Here is a 16,490-nt window from a genome sequence, read left to right on the forward strand (position 1 = left end):
TCGCCAGCGCGCGCCAGAACGGGAAGGCGTAACCATGGCCACGGATCAGAAGGCTCTTGTCGAGGCCCTGCGGAAGTCCCTCAAGGAAACCGAACGCCTCCGGCAGCAGAACCAGCGCTACCTCGCCCAGTCCAGCGAACCGCTGGCCATCGTCGGCATGAGCTGCCGCTACGCCGGCGGCGCCACCACCCCCGCCGAACTCTGGCAGCTCGTCGCCGAAGGCCGCGACGCGATGGCCGGCTTCCCCGACGACCGGGGCTGGGACGTGGAGAACCTCTACGACCCGGACCCCGACCAGGTGGGCGGCATCTACGCCAGCGGCGGCGGATTCGTCGACGGCGTGGGCGACTTCGACGCCGAGTTCTTCGGCATCTCGCCGCGTGAGGCGCTGGCGATGGACCCCCAGCAGCGGCTGATGCTGGAGTCCGCCTGGGCCGCGTTCGAGGACGCCGGCATCGACCCCACCTCGCTGCGCGGCTCCGACACCGGCGTCTTCTGCGGCGCGGTCGCCTCCGACTACAGCCCGGCCATCATGCCGCCCGAACTGGAGGGCTTCCGCCTCACCGGCACCACCACCAGCGTCGTCTCCGGCCGAATCGCCTACACCCTCGGCCTGGAGGGGCCGGCCGTCTCCGTCGACACCGCCTGCTCCTCCTCCCTCGTCGCCCTCCACATCGCCGCCCAGGCCCTTCGCAACGGTGAATGTTCACTGGCGCTGGTCGGCGGAGTGACGGTCATGGCCGGCCCGTTCCTGCTGACGGAGTTCAGCCGGCAACGCGGACTGGCCCCCGACGGCCGCTGCAAGCCCTACGCCGCAGCCGCCGACGGCACCGGCTTCTCCGACGGCCTCGGCCTGCTCGTCCTGGAGCGGTTGTCCGACGCGCGCCGCAAGGGCCACCGGGTGCTGGCCGTGGTGCGCGGCAGCGCCGTCAACCAGGATGGCGCGTCGAATGGGTTGACCGCACCCAACGGTCCCTCGCAGGAACGGGTGATCCGCGCCGCGCTGAGCAACGCCGGCCTGAACGCGGACGATATCGACGCGGTCGAGGGCCATGGCACGGGCACCCGACTGGGCGACCCGATCGAGGCCCAGGCGCTACTGGCCACCTACGGGCAGGGACGGTCGGAGTCTGGTCCGTTGCGGCTGGGTTCGATCAAGTCGAATATCGGGCACACCTCTGCGGCGGCCGGCGTGGCCGGCGTCATCAAGATGGTGATGGCGATGCGCAACGGGCTGCTGCCCCGGACGCTGCATGTGGACGAGCCGTCCCCGCACGTCGACTGGGAGACCGGCCGGATCCAGCTGTTGACCGAGGCCCAGGAATGGGCCGGCGGGGACCGTCCCCGACGGGCGGGGGTGTCTTCCTTCGGCATCAGCGGCACCAACGCCCACATCATCCTGGAGGAGGCGCCTGCGGTTGAGGCGCCCGCGGCCGTGCCGCCGTCGCGTGATGTCGCGGTGGTGCCGGTGGTGGTGTCGGGTCGCGGGGATGCCGCGCTTCGGGACCAGGCCGCGCGGTTGGGGTCGCACCTGTTGGCGGACGAGGGTGCGCGGTTGGTGGATGTGGGTTGGTCGTTGGTGTCGTCCCGGGCGGGGTTGGAGCGGCGCGCGGTCGTTGCTGCCGCTGATCGGGGCGGGTTGCTGAGCGGCTTGGCGGCGTTGGCGGAGGGGCGTCCGGCGGCGGGTGTGTTCGAGGGCGTTGAGGTCTCGGGCAAGACGGCGTTTCTGTTCACGGGGCAGGGTGCTCAACGTCCGGGAATGGGTGTGGAGTTGGCGGCCGAGTACCCGGTGTTCGCCGAGGCGTTGGGGGAGGTGTGCGCGGAGCTTGATCCGTTGCTGGGGCGTCCGCTGCGGGAGCTGTTGGCCGAGGACGGCGCGGTGTTGGACGCCACGGAGTTCACTCAGGCCGGGCTGTTCGCGGTTGAGGTGGCACTCTTCCGTCTTGTCGAGTCGCTTGGTCTGCGGGCCGATGTGGTGATGGGGCATTCGGTCGGTGAGATCGTTTCCGCCCATGTGGCGGGGGTGTTGTCGCTTGCTGATGCGTGTCGGTTGGTGGCGGCTCGTGGTCGGTTGATGGGGGCGTTGCCTGCTGGTGGTGGGATGGTTTCGGTGCGGGCGACGGAGGCGGATGTTGTTGCGGGGATCGGTGACCGTTCGGGGGTGTCGATCGCCGCGGTGAACGGGCCGACGTCGGTGGTCGTCTCGGGTGAGTTGTCGGTGCTGGATGAGCTGGTTGGGGAGTGGGAGAGCCGGGGTTGGAAGGTGACGCGGCTGCGGGTCAGCCATGCGTTCCACTCGCCCCTGATGGAGCCGATGCTGGACGACTTCCGGGCGGTTGTCTCCGGCCTTGAGTTCCAGGCTCCCCGGATCCCGGTGGTCTCCAATGTGACCGGTGAGATTGCGTCGAGCGAGCTGACCGATCCCGAGTACTGGGTGCGGCATGTCCGCGAGGCGGTGCGGTTCGCCGATGGTGTGCGGGCGTTGCACGAGTACGGCGTCACCCGTTTCCTGGAGCTGGGCCCGGACAGCGTGTTGTCGACCATGGCCCGGCACTGTCTGGAGGAGCAGGCCGAGGACGGCACCGTTGTGTTCGCGTCCGCCCTCCGCGCCAAGCACGGCGAAGCGGAGACGTTCGCCGGCTTCCTGGGGCAGGCCCATATCGCCGGGGTCAACGTCGACTGGCAGGCGTTCTACGCCGACACCGGCGCCGAGCGCGTCGATCTGCCGACCTATGCCTTCCAACGCCAGCGCTACTGGCTGACCCCTCTGGCCGGGGCCGGCGATGCCGCCGCCGTCGGGCTGGGGCGGCTGGGCCACCCGCTGCTGGCGGCGGCCGTCCGGGTCGGGGACCGGGACGAGTGGCTGTTCACCGGCCGAATATCGCAGGACTCCGCGCCCTGGGTCACCGAGCATGTGCTGCTCGGCAACATCGTCGTCCCGGGCACCGCGCTCGTTGAACTGGCGCTGACCGCCGGCCGGGAGACCGGCACCCCCGTGCTCGACGAACTCGTGCTGGAATCGCCGATGCTGCTCGCGGAGGACGGCAGCGCGCTTCAGGTGCAGGTCACCGTCGGCGAGGCCGACGAGGACGGCCATCGCGAGGTGGCGATCTACTCCCGCCCCGCGAACACGGACGCTCCCGAGGCGGAACGGACAACGTGCCATGCGCGTGGTGCGCTCGCCCCGGATGCCCAGCCCGCGCCGGACTGGCCGACCGAATGGCCGCCGGAGGGCGCGGAGCCGCTTCCCGTCGACACTCTCTACGCCAGGTTGACCGACATCGGCTACGACTACGGGCCGGTTTTCCAGGGCCTCCGTGCCGCCTGGCAGGACGGCTCCGAGGTCTATGCCGAGGTCGCACTGCCCGATGCCGACGCCGACTCGGCGCAGGCGTATGGGATTCACCCGGCGCTGTTCGACGCCGCGCTCCAGAGCGGCGCCGTGCTGCTGATCGGAGGAGACGGCGACGGCAACCGCGGACACCGGATGCCGTTCTCCTGGTCCGGCGCGAGCCTCGCCCGCCAGGGGCTGTCACGGATGCGCGTGCGCGTCGCCGAAGTGGGCGACTCGGCGCTGCGACTCGACGCGGTGGACGAGTCGGGGGCGCCCGTTGTCTCCGTGCGCTCCATCATCGCTCGCCCCGTTGATCCGGCTCAGCTTGAGGCGGTTCGGGTGGGTGGGGGGCGTGGTCGTGGGCGTGGGGATTCGTTGTTTGGGGTGGAGTGGGTTTCGGTCTCTGGTGGTGGTTTGGGTGATGTGGGTGATGTGGGTGGGGTGCGGGTTGTTGAGGTGGGTGGTGGTGTGGGTGTGGTTGAGCGGGTGTTGTCGTTGGTGCAGGGGTGGTTGGGGGATGAGGGGTCGGTTGGGGAGCGGCTTGTTGTGGTGACGCGGGGTGGGGTTGCGGTGGGGGATGAGTGGGTGGATGTGGGGGTGGCTCCGGTGTGGGGTTTGGTGCGGAGTGCGCAGTCGGAGCATCCGGGGCGGTTGGTGTTGGTGGATGTGGAGGGTGAGGGGGATGTTGATGGGGTGGCTTTGGTGGCTTTGGGTGAGCCGCAGTTGGCGGTGCGGGGTGGTCGGGTGTTGGCGCCTCGGTTGGTGTCTGTGGGGGGTTCTGTTGTGGGTGGGGAGGTGTCTCCGTTTGCTGGTGGGACGGTGTTGGTGACGGGTGGTACGGGTGGGTTGGGTGCGTTGTTCGCTCGGCATCTGGTGGTGGGGCATGGGGTGCGGAGCCTGTTGTTGGTGTCTCGTCGTGGTTCGGCGGCTGAGGGTGCTGGGGAGTTGGTGGCGGAGTTGGAGGGTTTGGGTGCTGAGGTGCGGGTGGTGGCTTGTGATGTGTCGGATCGTGAGCAACTGGCCGCTTTGGTTGGGTCGTTGGATGGCGGGTTGAGTGGTGTGGTGCATGCGGCGGGTGTGTTGGATGACGGTTTGGTGGAGTCGTTGACGCCGGAGCGGTTGGCTGGTGTGTTGCGGCCGAAGTTGGATGCGGCGGTGCATTTGCATGAGTTGACGGCTGGTATGGAGTTGTCGGCGTTTGTGTTGTTTTCTTCGGTGGCGGCGTTGATTGGTAGTCCGGGGCAGGGGAATTATGCGGCGGCGAATGCGGCTTTGGATGCGTTGGCGGCGCGGCGGCGTGCTGAGGGTTTGCCGGGGGTTTCGTTGGCGTGGGGGTTGTGGGGGGATGCGACGGGGATGACGGGTGAGTTGGATGAGGGTGAGTTGGCGCGTTTGGAGCGGATGGGTGTGCATGCGTTGTCTCGTGAGGAGGGTCTTGGGTTGTTTGATGAGGCGTTGCGGGTGGGTGGGGCGTTGTTGGCTCCGGTGCAGTTGGATCTCGGTGCACTTCGGGCGCAGGCTCGGGTTGGTGGGTTGGCTCCGTTGTTGCGGGGTTTGGTGCGGGTGCCTGTGCGTCGGGATGGTGGGGGTGGGGGTTCGTTGGCGCAGCGGTTGGCTGGGGTGGCGGTTGATGAACGGGCTGCGGTGGTTTTGGAGTTGGTGCGGGGGCAGGTGGCTTCGGTGTTGGGGCATGCTGGGGCGGATGCGGTCGCGCCGGATCGGGCGTTCAAGGATCTTGGGTTTGACTCGTTGAGCGCGGTTGAGTTGCGGAACCGGTTGACCCAGGTCAGCGGGGTCCGTCTGCCCTCAACCCTCGTCTTCGACCACCCGACATCGGAAGCGGTCGCCCGACTGCTGCTCTCCCAGGTCTCCGGAGTCGAGGACAGTCCTCGCCCGTCGGCACCGCGTCGTCGGGTGAAGGCGGATGAGCCGTTGGCGATTGTCGGGATGAGCTGCCGCTATCCGGGGGGCGTGGAATCGCCCGAGGATTTGTGGGAGTTGGTGTCTTCCGGACGAGATGCCATTTCCGGTTTGCCGGAGGATCGCGGTTGGGATCTGGAGCGGCTTTATGACCCGGATCCGGAACAGGCCGGCACGGTCTATACGCGTGGTGGCGGATTCCTGGAGCGCGCCGGGGACTTCGATGCCGAGTTCTTTGGCATTTCGCCGCGTGAGGCATTGGCGATGGATCCCCAGCAGCGGTTGATGTTGGAGGCGGCCTGGGAGGCATTCGAAGACGCCGGCATCGACCCCGCCTCTCTGCGTGGCTCCGACACCGGTGTCTTCACCGGCGTGGTCACCTCGGACTATGGCGGCGCGATGCGGCCCGAGCTGGAAGGCTTCCGGCTGACGGGCACCACGGCGAGCGTGGTTTCGGGACGAGTGGCCTACAGCTTTGGGCTTGAGGGCCCAGCCGTCTCCGTCGACACGGCGTGTTCGTCGTCGTTGGTGGCGTTGCATATGGCTTCGCAGGCGCTACGGAGTGGTGAGTGCTCGCTCGCCCTGGTGGGCGGGGTGACGGTGATGGCCGGCCCGTTCCTGCTGGAGGAGTTCAGCCGGCAACGGGGGCTGGCCGCCGACGGTCGCTGCAAGTCCTACGCGGCCGGCGCCGACGGCACCGGCTTCTCGGACGGCCTCGGTCTGCTGGTCCTGGAGCGGTTGTCGGACGCGCGGCGCAAGGGCCACCGGGTGCTGGGTGTGGTCAGGAGCAGCGCGATCAACCAGGACGGGGCGTCCAACGGGTTGACGGCGCCCAACGGTCCCTCACAGGAACGGGTGATCCGCGCCGCGCTGGCCAATGCCGGGCTGAGTCCCGCCGATGTCGACGCGGTCGAAGGCCATGGCACGGGCACCCGGCTGGGTGACCCGATCGAGGCCCAGGCACTACTCGCCACCTACGGTCGGGAACGGTCGGATTCCGGTCCGCTGCGGCTTGGGTCGATCAAGTCGAACATCGGACATTCATCCGCAGCCGCTGGTGTGGCCGGCGTCATCAAGATGGTGATGGCGATGCGCAACGGGCTGCTGCCCCGGACGTTGCATGTGGACGAGCCGTCACCGCATGTCGATTGGGAAGACGGTCAGATCCAGCTGCTGACCGAGGCCCAGGAATGGACCGGCGGGGATCGTCCCCGACGGGCGGGGGTGTCCTCCTTCGGGGTCAGCGGCACCAACGCCCACATCATCCTGGAGGAGGCGCCTGCGGTTGAGGCGTCTGCGGCCGTGCCGCTGTCGCGTGATGTTGCGGTGGTGCCGGTGGTGGTGTCGGGTCGTGGGGTTGCTGGTTTGCGGGGTCAGGCGGGGCGGTTGGGGTCGTATTTGTTGGCGGCCGAGGGTGCGGGGTTGGTGGATGTGGGTTGGTCGTTGGTGTCGTCCCGGGCGGGGTTGGAGCAGCGGGCCGTGGTGACGGCCGCCGACCGCACCGAACTGCTGGCGGGTTTGGCGGCGTTGGCGGAGGGGCGTCCGGCGGCGGGTGTGTTCGAGGGCGCGGCGGTAGCGGGTAAGACGGCGTTCCTGTTCACGGGGCAGGGTGCTCAACGTGCGGGGATGGGCGTCGAGTTGGCGGCCGAGTATCCGGTGTTTGCCGAGGCGCTGGCCGAGGTGAGTGCCGAGCTTGATCCTCTTCTTGGCCGTTCGCTGCGCGAGCTGTTGGGCGAGGAGAGTGGGGTGTTGGACGGGACGGAGTTCACTCAGGCGGCGTTGTTCGCGGTTGAGGTGGCGTTGTTCCGTCTGGCGGAGTCGTTGGGGTTGCGGGCCGATGTGGTGATGGGGCATTCGGTCGGCGAGATCGTCTCCGCCCATGTGGCGGGGGTGTTGTCGTTGCCGGATGCCTGTCGGCTCGTTGCTGCCCGTGGCCGGTTGATGGGTGGGTTGCCTGCCGGTGGCGGGATGGTGTCGGTCCGGGCGACGGAGGCTGATGTCACCGAAGAGCTTGCCGGCCGTGCCGGGGTGTCGATCGCTGCGGTGAACGGCCCCACCTCCGTGGTCGTCTCGGGTGAACTGCCTGTTCTCGACAGCCTGGTTGAGGGGTGGGAGAACCGAGGGTGGAAGGTGACGCGGCTGCGGGTCAGCCATGCGTTCCATTCCCCCCTGATGGAGCCGATGCTGGAGGACTTCCGGGCCGTCGTTAACGGTCTGACGTTCACGGCTCCCCGCATCCCCGTCGTCTCCAATGTCACCGGCCAGATCGCCACCGACGAGCTGACCGATCCCGAGTACTGGGTGCGGCATGTCCGCGAGGCCGTCCGGTTCGCCGATGGTGTCAACGCGCTCCACCAACACGGCGTCACTCGTTTCCTGGAGCTGGGCCCGGACACCGTTCTGGCGACCATGGCTCGCCACTGCCTGGAGGAGCAGGCCGAGGACGGCACCGTGGTCTTCGCCTCCGCCCTCCGTGCCAAGCACGGCGAGACCGAGACCTTTGCCGGGTTCCTGGGCCAGGCCCATATCGCCGGCGCGAGTGTCGACTGGCAGGCGTTCTACCAAGGCACCGGCGCCGAGCGCGTCGATCTGCCGACCTATGCCTTCCAACGCCAGCGCTACTGGCTGACGTCAAGTGCCGGCGCTCATGACCCCGCCGCTTCCGGGCTGGGCCGGCTGGATCATCCGCTGCTGGCCGCCGCCGTGAGGGTCGGGGACCGGGACGAGTGGCTGTTCACCGGGCGGCTGTCCCACGAGACGGCCCCCTGGGCGGTCGATCACGGAGTGCTGGGCACGGTGATCGTGCCGGGCACCGCGCTGGTGGAGCTGGCCATCGCCGCCGGCCGGCATGTCGACAGCCCGGTGCTTGAGGAACTGGTCCTGGAGGCCCCGCTGATCCTGCCCGCCGAACTGGCGGTCCAGGTGCAGGTCACCCTCGGCGAGGCGGACGCGGATGGCCGTCGGGAGATGGCGATCTACACCCGGGACTCGACAGCGGACGAGTCGGAGGTCGAGGCCACCTGCCATGGGCGCGGCACCATGGTGCCGGACGCCGCTCCGGACGCGGAGCCGCTGGCCCCGTCCTGGCTGCCCATCGAGTGGCCGCCGGCGGAGGCCGAGCCGATCGCGGTGGACGCGCTGTATGCGCGTCTCGAAGAGGTCGGGTTCGAGTACGGGCCGGTCTTCCAGGGCCTCCGTGCTGCCTGGCAGGACGGCGACGAGGTGTATGCCGAGGTCGCGCTGCCCGATGCCGACACCGACTCCGCTCGGGCCTATGGACTGCATCCGGCGCTGTTCGACGCCTCGTTGCACGGTGGTCTCGGCTGGCTTGACCAGGGCGACGATTCGACGGCGCGGTTGCCGTTCTCCTGGTCCGACGTTCGGTTCGGCGAGTCGGGTGCCGCACGGGTGCGGGTCCGGATCGGCCCGGCCGGGGACTCCGCGCTGCGCGTCGATATCGCGGGCGAGCACGGCGAGCCCGTCGCGAGCGTCGGGCGGCTGGTCTTCCGCACGGTTGATCCGGCTCAGCTTGAGGCGGTTCGGGTGGGTGGGGGTCGTGGTCGTGGGCGTGGGGATTCGTTGTTTGGGGTGGAGTGGGTTTCGGTCTCTGGTGGTGGTTTGGGTGATGTGGGTGATGTGGGTGGGGTGCGGGTTGTTGAGGTGGGTGGTGGTGTGGGTGTGGTTGAGCGGGTGTTGTCGTTGGTGCAGGGGTGGTTGGGGGATGAGGGGTCGGTTGGGGAGCGGCTTGTTGTGGTGACGCGGGGTGGGGTTGCGGTGGGGGATGAGTGGGTGGATGTGGGGGTGGCTCCGGTGTGGGGTTTGGTGCGGAGTGCTCAGTCGGAGCATCCGGGGCGGTTGGTGTTGGTGGATGTGGAGGGTGAGGGGGAGGTTGATGGGGTGGCTTTGGTGGCTTTGGGTGAGCCGCAGTTGGCGGTGCGGGGTGGTCGGGTGTTGGCGCCTCGGTTGGTGTCTGTGGGTGGTTCTGTTGTGGGTGGGGAGGTGTCTCCGTTTGCTGGTGGGACGGTGTTGGTGACGGGTGGTACGGGTGGGTTGGGTGCGTTGTTCGCTCGGCATTTGGTGGTGGGGCATGGGGTGCGGAGTTTGGTGTTGGTGTCTCGTCGTGGTTCGGCGGCTGAGGGTGCTGGGGAGTTGGTGGCGGAGTTGGAGGGTTTGGGTGCTGAGGTGCGGGTGGTGGCTTGTGATGTGTCGGATCGTGAGCAACTGGCCGCTTTGGTTGGGTCGTTGGATGGCGGGTTGAGTGGTGTGGTGCATGCGGCGGGTGTGTTGGATGACGGTTTGGTGGAGTCGTTGACGCCGGAGCGGTTGGCTGGTGTGTTGCGGCCGAAGTTGGATGCGGCGGTGCATTTGCATGAGTTGACGGCTGGTATGGAGTTGTCGGCGTTTGTGTTGTTTTCTTCGGTGGCGGCGTTGATTGGTAGTCCGGGGCAGGGGAATTATGCGGCGGCGAATGCGGCTTTGGATGCGTTGGCGGCGCGGCGGCGTGCTGAGGGTTTGCCGGGGGTTTCGTTGGCGTGGGGGTTGTGGGGGGATGCGACGGGGATGACGGGTGAGTTGGATGCGGGTGAGTTGGCGCGTTTGGAGCGGATGGGGGTGCATGCGCTGTCTCGTGAGGAGGGTCTTGGGTTGTTTGATGAGGCGTTGCGGGTGGGTGGGGCGTTGTTGGCTCCGGTGCGGTTGGATTTGGGGGCGTTGCGTGTGCAGGCTCGGGTTGGTGGGTTGGCTCCGTTGTTGCGGGGTTTGGTGCGGGTGCCTGTGCGTCGGGATGGTGGGGGTGGGGGTTCGTTGGCGCAGCGGTTGGCTGGGGTGGCGGTTGATGAACGGGCTGCGGTGGTTTTGGAGTTGGTGCGGGGGCAGGTGGCTTCGGTGTTGGGGCATGCTGGGGCGGATGCGGTCGCGCCGGATCGGGCGTTCAAGGATCTTGGGTTTGACTCGTTGAGCGCGGTTGAGTTGCGGAACCGGTTGACCCAGGTCAGCGGGGTCCGTCTGCCCTCAACCCTCGTCTTCGACCACCCGTCGCCCAATGCCGTGGCCCAGCTACTGCTCGCCGAGGTCGGCGGGTTGGGGGACAACGAGGCATCGGCCGCTCGGCCAAAGGCACGACGCCGTCCGGCAAAGGCGGATGAGCCGTTGGCGATTGTCGGGATGAGCTGCCGCTATCCGGGCGGCGTGGAATCGCCAGAGGATTTGTGGGAGTTGGTGTCTTCCGGGCGAGATGCCATTTCCGGTTTTCCGGAAGATCGCGGTTGGGATCTGGAGCGGCTTTACGATCCCGACCCAGATCGGCTGGGGACCGTCTATACGCGCGGCGGCGGATTTGTCGACCGTGCCGGGGAATTCGATGCGGAGTTCTTTGGCATTTCGCCGCGCGAGGCATTGGCGATGGATCCCCAGCAGCGGTTGATGTTGGAGGCGGCCTGGGAGGCGTTCGAGGACGCGGGCCTCGACCCCGCTTCTCTGCGCGGTTCCGACACCGGAGTCTTCTGCGGTGTGGGCGCCTCGGACTATGGCGCGACGCCGGCCGGCAGCCTGCCCGAGGTGGAAGGGCTGCGGCTGACGGGCGCGACGACCAGCGTGGTGTCCGGGCGGATCGCTTATAGCTTTGGGCTTGAGGGTCCGGCGATTTCGGTGGATACGGCGTGTTCGTCGTCGTTGGTGGCGTTGCATATGGCTTCGCAGGCGCTACGGAGTGGTGAGTGCTCGCTCGCCCTGGTGGGCGGGGTCACGGTGATGGCCGGCCCGTTCCTGCTGATGGAGTTCAGCCGGCAACGCGGGCTGGCCGCCGACGGTCGCTGCAAGTCCTATGCGGCCGGCGCCGATGGGACGGGCTTCTCGGACGGCCTCGGCCTGGTGGTGTTGGAGCGGTTGTCGGATGCGCGGCGCAAGGGCCACCGGGTGTTGGGTGTGGTCCGGGGTAGTGCGGTCAATCAGGATGGTGCGTCGAATGGGTTGACGGCGCCGAACGGTCCTTCGCAGGAGCGGGTGATTCGTCGGGCGTTGGCGAATGCGGGGTTGAGTCCCGCTGATGTCGATGTGGTTGAGGGGCATGGGACGGGGACTCGGTTGGGTGATCCGATCGAGGCCCAGGCGCTACTCGCCACCTACGGTCGGGAGCGGTCGGAGTCGGGGCCGTTGCGGCTTGGGTCGATCAAGTCGAATATCGGGCACACGTCTGCGGCGGCGGGTGTGGCTGGCGTCATCAAGATGGTGATGGCGATGCGGCATGGGTGGCTGCCGCGGACGTTGCATGTGGATGAGCCGTCCCCGCATGTGGATTGGGAGGCTGGTCAGATCCAGCTGCTGACCGAGGCCCAGGAATGGACGGGCGGGGGTCGTCCGCGTCGGGCGGCGGTCTCGTCGTTTGGGGTGAGCGGGACCAATGCGCATCTGATTCTTGAGGAGGCGCCGGAGGTTCGCGAGGCTGCTCCGGTTCCGTCGCGTGATGTCGCGGTGGTGCCGGTGGTGGTGTCGGGTCGCGGGGTTGCCGCGCTTCGGGGTCAGGCGGGGCGTTTGGGGTCGTATCTGTTGGCGGCCGAGGGTGCGCGGCTTGTGGATGTGGGCTTGTCGTTGGTGTCGTCCCGGGCGGGGTTGGAGCAGCGGGCCGTGGTGACGGCCGCCGACCGCACCGAACTGCTGGCCGGTTTGGCGGCGTTGGCGGAAGGCCGTTCCGCCTCCGGAGTGTTCGAGGGGTCCGCGGTCTCCGGCAAGACGGCGTTCCTGTTCACGGGGCAGGGTGCTCAACGTCCGGGGATGGGTGTGGGGTTGGCGGCCGAGTATCCGGTGTTTGCCGAGGCGTTGGCCGAGGTGTGTGCGGAGCTTGATCCTCTTCTTGGCCGTTCGCTGCGGGGGTTGTTGGGCGAGGAGAGTGGGGTGTTGGACGGGACGGAGTTCACTCAGGCGGCGTTGTTCGCGGTTGAGGTGGCGTTGTTCCGTCTGGCGGAGTCGCTTGGGTTGCGGGCCGATGTGGTGATGGGGCATTCGGTCGGCGAGATCGTCTCTGCCCATGTGGCGGGGGTGTTGTCGTTGCCGGATGCCTGTCGGTTGGTGGCCGCCCGTGGCCGGTTGATGGGCGGGTTGCCTGCTGGTGGTGGGATGGTTTCGGTGCGGGCGACCGAGGCTGATGTCACCGAAGAGCTTGCCGGCCGTGTCGGGGTGTCGATCGCTGCGGTGAACGGCCCCACCTCCGTGGTCGTCTCGGGTGAACTGCCCGTTCTCGACGGCCTGGTTGGGGAGTGGGAGGGCCGGGGTTGGAAGGTGACGCGGCTGCGGGTCAGCCATGCGTTCCACTCGCCCCTGATGGAGCCGATGCTGGAGGACTTCCGGGCCGTCGTTAACGGTCTGACGTTCACGGCTCCCCGCATCCCCGTGGTCTCCAATGTCACCGGCCAGATTGCCACCGACGAGCTGACCGATCCCGAGTACTGGGTGCGGCATGTCCGGGAGGCGGTCCGGTTCGCCGATGGCGTCAACGCGCTGAACGAGTACGGCGTTACCCGTTACCTCGAATTGGGCCCGGATACCGTTCTGGCGACCATGGCTCGCCACTGTCTGGAGGAGCAGGCCGAGGACGGCACCGTGGTCTTCGCCTCCACGTTGCGTGCCAAGCACCCGGAGACCGAGACCTTTGCCGGGTTCCTGGGCCAGGCCCATATCGCCGGCGCGAGTGTCGACTGGCAGGCTTTCTACCAAGGCACCGGCGCCGAGCGCGTCGATCTGCCGACCTATGCCTTCCAACGCCAGCGCTACTGGCTGACGTCAAGTGCGGGCGCTCATGACCCGGCCGCCGCCGGGTTGGGCCGGCTGGATCATCCGCTGTTGGCGGCCGCGGTCCAGGTGGGGGAGCGGGACGAGTGGCTGTTCACCGGCCGCATTTCGCAGGACTCCGCGCCCTGGGTGCGGGACCACACCGTCCTCGACACGGTGATCGTGCCGGGCACCGCGCTGGTGGAGCTGGCCATCGCCGCAGGCCGGCAGGTCGACAGCCCCGTGCTGGACGAGCTGATCCTGGAAGCCCCGCTGATCCTGCCCGAGGGTGCGGCGTTCCGGCTGCAGGTCTCGGTCGGGGAGGCGGACGAGGCCGATGGGCGGCGCCCGCTCGCGATCTACTCGCGGCCCGAGCCTCGCGCCGGCCAGGAGCCGGGCGAGGCCACCTGCCATGCGCGTGGTCTGGTCACCCAGGAGACCGAGCCGCTGCTGTCGCCGCTGCCGGCGGCGTGGCCGCCGGCGGGTACGCGGCCGGTCGCCGTCGATGCCGCCTATGCGCGGCTTGCGGATGCCGGCTATGACTACGGGCCCGCGTTCCTGGGCCTGCGGTCGGCGTGGAGCGATGGCGAGCATGTCTACGGTGAGGTGGCGCTGCCGGCCGAACACGCCGAATCGGCCCGGGGGTTCGGGCTGCATCCGGCGCTCTTCGACGCCTCCCTGCATGGCGGTCTCGACTGGCTCGACCAGGGCGAGGGAACGTCCGCCGGTCTGCCGTTCTCCTGGTCCGGGGTGCGCTTCGGGCAGGTCGACGGTCTGGACCGGGTGCGGGTGCGCATCGGTTCGGCGGGTGAGTCGGCGCTGCGGATCGATATCGCGGACGAGCACGGCCAAGCGGTCGCGAGCGTCACTCAACTCGCCTTCCGGCCGGTGGAGCAGGCCCAGTTGGAGGATGCGCGGCGGGACTCGCGGCGCTCGCTGTTCAACGTCACCTGGTCGCCCGTCGACGCGAGTCGGGGCGCGCGCCCGGGGGACATCCGGGCCGCGTTCCTCGGCGACCTCGATGGCGAGGGCACGCACCACGCCGATCTGGCCGCGCTGGTCGCATCGTTGACGGAAGAATCGGCCCGCCCGGAACTGGTGTTCGCCGAGGTCAAGGCGCCCGCCGGCGAGGCGGGTTCGGTGAACGGGGTGCGGTTGACGGTCGAGCGGGTGCTGGCGTTGGTGCAGGGGTGGTTGGCGAGTGCGGAGCTTGCTGGTTCGCGGTTGGTGGTGGTGACGCGGGGTGGGGTCGCGGTGGGGGACGAGGTGCCGGATGGGGCGTTGGCGTCGGCGTGGGGTCTGGTGCGTAGTGCGCAGTCGGAGCAGCCCGGCCGGTTCGTGCTGCTGGACATCGACGACAGCCCGGTCGACTGGCCGGCCCTCACCGTCCTGGACGAACCGCAGATGGCCCTTCGGGCTGGTCGGGTGTTGGCGCCTCGGTTGGTGCGGGCCGGTGGCTCCGGTGGGGGCCAAGTGTCGCCGTTTGGTGGGGTGTTGGGTGGTCCGGTGTTGGTGACGGGTGGTACGGGTGGTCTGGGGGCGTTGTTCGCTCGGCATCTGGTGGTCGAACACGGGGTGCGGGATCTGTTGTTGGTGTCCCGGCGTGGTCCGGCGGCCGAGGGTGCGGAGAAGTTGGTCACCGAGTTGGAGGGGTTGGGTGCCCGGGTGCGGCTCGCCGCCTGTGATGTGGCCGACCGCGCTCAACTCGCGGGGCTCATCGAATCGTTGGACGGCGGGTTGGGCGGAGTGGTCCATTCCGCGGGTGTGTTGGATGACGGTTTGGTGGAGTCGTTGACGCCGGAGCGGTTGGCTGGGGTGTTGCGGCCGAAGCTGGATGCGGCGGTGCATCTGCACGAACTCACTGCCGGTATGGAGTTGTCGGCGTTTGTGTTGTTCTCCTCGGTGGCTGCGTTGGTGGGGAGTCCTGGGCAGGGGAACTATGCGGCGGCGAACGCGTTCCTGGATGCTTTGGCGGTGCGGCGTCGTGCGGAGGGTTTGCCTGCGACGTCGTTGGCTTGGGGTCTGTGGGGCGATGTGGGTGGAGTGGGTGGTATGGGTGGGGAGTTGGCGGCCGCTGATGTGGCGCGGTTGGAGCGGATGGGGGTGCGTCCGCTCTCCGCCGAGGTGGGCGTCGAGCTGTTCGATCGGGCGACGGCTTCGGGTGAGCCGTTGGTGGCCCCGGTGCGGTTGGACCTCGCCGCGCTGCGCGTTCAGGCCAGGTCGGGAACGTTGCCCCCGCTGCTCCGTGGCCTGGTCCGCCTGCCCAACCGCCGTACCGGCGGGACCGGTTCGCTGGTTCAGCGGCTCGCCGGGGTGCCGGAGGCCGAGCGGGAGCTGGCGGCGACGGAGTTTGTGCGCGAGCGGGTGGCGTCCGTGCTCGGCCATGCGTCGGCGGAGGCCGTCGATCCGGACCGGGAGTTCAAGGCGCTCGGCTTTGACTCGTTGGCGGCCGTCGAGTTGCGGAACCGGCTGAGTCAGGACAGCGAGGTTCGGCTGCCCACCACCCTGGTCTTCGACCATCCGACGTCGGCCGCCGTCGCCCGGCTGCTGCTGACCGAGGTGGGGGAGGTGCGGCCGGCGTCGGCCGCCGCGCCGGCGGGAGTTGCCGCGCGCGGGGCGCGGGAAGCGCTGCCGGGCGGTACGCTCGACGCCCTGCTACGTCATGCTCATGCCCGGGGCGCCATTGTGGATGCGGTGCCGCTGCTGACGGAGGCGTCCCGGTTCCGGCCGAGCTATGCGTCCGCAGACGAACTGGGCGACAGCGAGGGGTATGTGGTGCGTCTCGCGTCCGGCGACGGGGGGCTGCCGAAGCTGGTCTGTGTGCCGTCGTTTGTGGTCGGCTCGGGGCCGCACCAGTTCATGCGGTTCGCCGACCGGTTCGAGGGGAGTCGCGACGTCTATGTCTGCTCGCTGCCCGGGTTCCGGGGTGACGAGCCGGCGCCGGGCAACTGGAATGCCGCCGTCGAGGTGTTGGAGCGGGCGGTCCGTTCGGCGGTCGGCGACGACCCCTTTGTTCTGGTCGGCTACTCCATCGGCGGCGTGGTGGCCCACTCGCTGGCGGCGCGGCTGGAGGCGACGGGCACCGCGCCGAGTGGGCTGGTCATGATCGACACGCCCACGCCCGAGGGGGAGACCGAGACCAATCTGGTCTTCTCCCTGGTGATGACGGAAATCCTCGGGCGCGAGCACGAGGCCATCGCCGTCGACGACGCCAACTGGCTGGCGATGGGCACCTATATGCGTCTGCTGACCGAGCGGCGCACGGAGCGGATCGCGGCCCCGTCGCTGCTGATCCGTGCGGGGGAACCGCTCGGCGCCGAAGGCGAGGCGTCGGCCTGGCCGGCCTGGCAGGTCGGCGACGAACAGGCCGAGATCGCCGCGGACCACTTCGCCCTGATCGAGGACGCCGTGGCGGAGACCGCAGAGGCCACCGAGAGGTGGCTCAAGTCCTGAGACACCAGGCCGGTCGGGTCGG

1 protein-coding gene is annotated in these 16,490 nt (G+C 68.8%); it reads left to right on the forward strand.

Going from position 1 to position 16,490, the window contains the following annotated elements; all coding sequences use genetic code 11:
• The first annotated feature begins 34 nt into the window (after nt 1-34).
• Nucleotides 35-16,468: a type I polyketide synthase gene (locus AOM46_RS01300; protein WP_062204315.1), complete on the forward strand. Its 16,434-nt coding sequence runs from the start codon at nt 35-37 to the stop codon at nt 16,466-16,468.
• Nucleotides 16,469-16,490: the final 22 nt, after the last annotated feature.

This window comes from Streptomyces sp. NBRC 109706 (assembly GCF_000974485.1).
Taxonomy (GTDB): Bacteria; Actinomycetota; Actinomycetes; order Streptomycetales; family Streptomycetaceae; genus Streptomyces.